The 2436-nt window shown below is 43.1% G+C and carries 1 protein-coding gene; it reads left to right on the top strand.

Translation table 11 applies throughout. The features are described 5' to 3' along the window. The first annotated feature begins 1058 nt into the window (after positions 1 to 1058). Positions 1059 to 2309 carry an RNA-guided endonuclease TnpB family protein gene (locus F6K49_RS41495; RefSeq protein ID WP_075900844.1) on the top strand — a complete coding sequence of 417 codons (1251 nt, stop codon included), beginning with the start codon at positions 1059 to 1061 and terminating at the stop codon, positions 2307 to 2309. The last annotated feature ends 127 nt before the right edge of the window (positions 2310 to 2436 follow it).

The raw sequence follows: 2436 nt of genomic DNA, 5'->3' as shown, positions 1-2436 counted from the left end.
TTAATATGTAATGGATAAACCTTACAGCGGTTTGCACTTCAGTTAGGTACAAAGTTTTGGGTTTGTAGGGACTGAGGCCGTAGGCCACGCTACGCGAACGGAGCAGGGAGCACCTCTGCATCGCTTTCTTATCCCCCACACCCCACACCCCACACCCCACACCCCACACCCCACACCTGAGGTCTTTGTTAAAAACCTACCCCTGTGAGGTCTCCCCCACTCGCGGTCTGCCGTGGTTTCCCCCACTCGCGCTTTGCATGGCTGACAGTGAAAATCTTTGAGCTGACACCAGCCTTTTCCTCTTCGCCAAATCCAGGTGTTCTTTTTCAATGTTTGCTTTGGGCATATTTACCACGACATGGTATGTAAGGAATCCAACGGGTTAAATTTACCTCCCCTGTAAAGATTAGCGCTACCACCATCCATAAACAGGTGGTTAGGTGTCGCCCAGTCAAGCTTGTTGACTTTACCAGTACTTCAAGGCATTGTAGATATGGGAGTTTTTTTCACAGCAAAAGGAGGATGTGAGTGGAAACCATTCAAAGAATGCTGGCTCAATCTCACTAATGTCAAGTCCTGCAATTCCTCGACCCATAACCATTTGAACACTTTTGACTTCAATTTTTGTCAGTCAACCAGGGCATGCCCCATGCCCAATGAAGTCTGAGGCTCGATCGAATTGGATGGGGTTTGTGACCGAATGGCACTAAGAAGAAATGCTCAAATACTTGTTCAGGAAAAATTTATAATTCATAAAAGCCCTGCAATATAAGCTTTTGAGCAAATTTTAGCTGTCCGGCAAAAGAAGCCCCACACCTCAATGCTACGCCATGAGTGTGGGATTAATTTTGCACCGGGTCTCTTGGAATAGGGAAACGAGCTATCAAGCTTCTTATCAATTCTGACTGAGTCATTTCACGTCGCTGCGCCTCTTGTATTAACTGCCTTTTTTCAAAGTCGGTAATCCTAATTATCAGTTTTTTGTTTTTAATTTTGGATTACTACATGTGTATACACCTGTTATAATTATAGTAGGTCGATAAATAGAATGACTTGCAATGCGGATAGCGTATCAATACAGATTAAAGCCAACAAAAGAGCAAAAAACCAAAATAGACAATTGGCTATCAATGCTTTGTGCTCAGTACAACTATTTGTTGGCGGATAGGTTTACCTGGTACGAGCATAATCGTTGTTCTGTCAATGCTTGTCCTCTTGTTTGTCACCTTCCGGAATTAAGGAACAATCCTGACTATTACAGTCAGAAGAAAACCTTACCAAACCTGAAAAAGACTCATCCTTGGTACAAAGAAATTCATTCTCAAGTGCTTCAGGATGTAGTGAAAAGAGTTAAACTAGCCTTTGACCGATTCATAAAGGGTGACAGTAAGGGAAAACGAAGTGGCAAGCCTAGATTCAAAAAACGGCACCGCTACCGTACCTTTACTTACCCTCAGATGAAGGAAGAATGTCTAGAAGGTAATCTGATCAATCTACCAAAAATAGGAAAGGTAAAGATTGTCCTACATCGCCCTATTCCTGTTCGCGAAGCGTCGGCTACGCCGAATGGATTCAAGATCAAAACAGCTTCGATCACCAAAAAGTGTGATGGTTACTATTTGGTTCTGTCTTTGGAAGACAAGACTGTTCCTGAGATTAAACCCGATATTAATCCAGACTCAATAGTTGGTATTGATGTTGGCCTCAAAGATTTTCTGACTACATCTGAGGGTGAAACCATAGAGATTCCCCAGTACTATAGGAAGTCGCAAAAAAGACTAAAGGTTATTCAAAAACGGGTATCTCGACGGAAAAAGGGAAGCAGTAACAGGCTCAAGGCTATTAAGCAGCTTGGAAAGCAGCACAAAAAAGTAGCGGACAAACGAAAAGACTTCCATTTCAAGACAGCTAATTACTTACTGTCAAAGTATGATGTAGTCGCTCACGAAAAGTTAAACGTCAAAGGACTTGTCTTATCCAGATTGGCTAAATCTGTGTTGGACGCCGGGTGGTCAAGCTTTCTGACAATCCTGACAAACAAAGCCGAAAATGCTGGTTTGTTAGTGGTTCCAGTAAGCGCCCAAAATACTTCGCAGAATTGTTCCAGTTGTGGAAAGAAAGTTCTTAAAAAGCTGCATGTACGGTGGCACGATTGTCCCCATTGTGGTTGTAGTTTGGACAGAGACCACAATGCAGCAATAAATATAAAAAATAGAGCGGAAGGGCAGTCCGTTCTTAAAGCCCAGCGCCTCCTAAGGGATGCCCGGATTGGCTGGGAAGCCTACACTGAACCTGTAAGGTCAGTGTAGGAGCTGTCACTCCCTTAACTTAGTGCCATTAGGTGTATGATCCTAACCACTCCTTTAACTCCATTACCGAAAAGTGCAATGACTAATGGTCAGAAATGACAACAGACTTTGTCTGTAAGTGACAATG

It is taken from the genome of Moorena sp. SIO3I6 (genome assembly GCF_010672095.1).
This window is presented reverse-complemented; position numbering and strand designations above follow the sequence as displayed.